Below are 1,513 nucleotides of genomic sequence, written 5' to 3'. Positions count from 1 at the left end.
CCTTTTTTATCTGTCAACACTGATAAAAAGAGGAAAAGGAGAGATTCATTATGATGGGTGCATTGAAAAATCATCGTGATCAGCGGGTAGCAGTTTCTGTAGAAGAGTTAGTTCCACAAGATCATTTTCTTCGTGCAATTGAAGCCACTATTAATTTTGATTTTATTGAGGAGAAGTTACGCCCCTATTACTGTGAAAACAATGGTCGTCCCTCTATTCATCCTATCGTTTTATTTAAAATGATGTTCATTGGTTATTTTTACGGCATTCGATCGGAACGTCAATTAGAAAAAGAAATTAAAACAAATATTGCGTACCGCTGGTTTTTAGGGTTTTCTTTATCGGATTCCGTTCCAGATCACTCCACAATTAGCTGGAATCGTCGCACTCGTTTTCTTCATACAAATATTTTTGAAGAAATCTTTAATGAAATTGTACATCAAGCGATGGAACATCGTATGGTGGGAGGACGTGCGTTGATGACAGATTCCACTCACGTGAAGGCGAACGCAAATAAAAATAAATTTGTGCACAAAGTAAAAAAAGAGCGTCCTAAATTATATATAGAAGAATTAGAAGCAGCAGTCATGGAAGATCGGAAGAAACACGGAAAAAAGAACTAGGGCCAAGAAAGGAAAGTGATACCCCAATCAAAAAAACACGTGTAAGTACAACGGATCCTGATAGTGGCTTTTTAATGCGAGATGGAAAACCAAATGGTTTTCATTTCTTAGACCACAGAACAACGGATGCAAAATATAATATTATTACAGACACTTTTATTACGGCTGGAAATGTAGCGGATTCCGAGCCGTATTTAGCACGCCTTCAAGCACAAGTTGATAAGTTCGGATTTCAAGTAGAAGCGGTCGCACTAGACGCTGGTTATTTTACAGGGTATATCTGTAAAAAGTTATCTGAACAAAAGATATTTATGGTGATGGGGTATCGCCGATTTGGAAAACGAAATAAAGAAGTGCCTAAAAGCAAATTTAAATATGAAAAAGAAACAGATGTATTCGCCTGTCCAATGGGATGCATTTTAGAATATGCGACCACAGATCGAGAAGGGTATCGTCAATATAAATCTAATCCAGAAGATTGTGCAGTGTGCCCATTGCGTAAAGATTGTTTTTCAGCGAAACAAAAACAGAAAGTCATTACACATCATATTTGGGAAGAATACAAAGATATAGCAAGAAAAAATAAGCTAACAAGTACAGGGAAAAAGCTATATAAAGTACGCTGTTCTACCATTGAACGCAGTTTTGCGGATGCCAAAGAACTACATGGCTATCGATACGCTCGTTTTCGAGGGCTGAAGTCTGTCCAAATGCAGGCTTATCTCACCGCAGCCTGCCAAAATATGAAAAAAATAGCCCTTCACCTGACCAAAAAGGGACAGGTGAAGGGCTATTTTTCTTATTTCTATCATTTTTCAGTGTTTTTAACTCATTGGAAATTCAATTTTCACCAGAGTGTTGGAAACCCTAAAGGGTTTCCCAACACTCTG

Annotated in this window: 1 pseudogene; it reads left to right on the top strand. The window is 37.6% G+C overall.

Annotated elements, in window-relative coordinates:
- Positions 1-50: 50 nt before the first annotated feature.
- Positions 51-1,420 (top strand): annotated as a pseudogene (locus COO03_RS22825) (IS1182 family transposase); the annotation flags it as partial.
- Between the last annotated feature and the right edge of the window lie 93 nt (positions 1,421-1,513).

It is taken from the genome of Bacillus sp. AFS098217, from assembly GCF_002551815.1.
Lineage (GTDB): Bacteria > Bacillota > Bacilli > Bacillales > Bacillaceae_G > Bacillus_A.
This window is presented reverse-complemented; position numbering and strand designations above follow the sequence as displayed.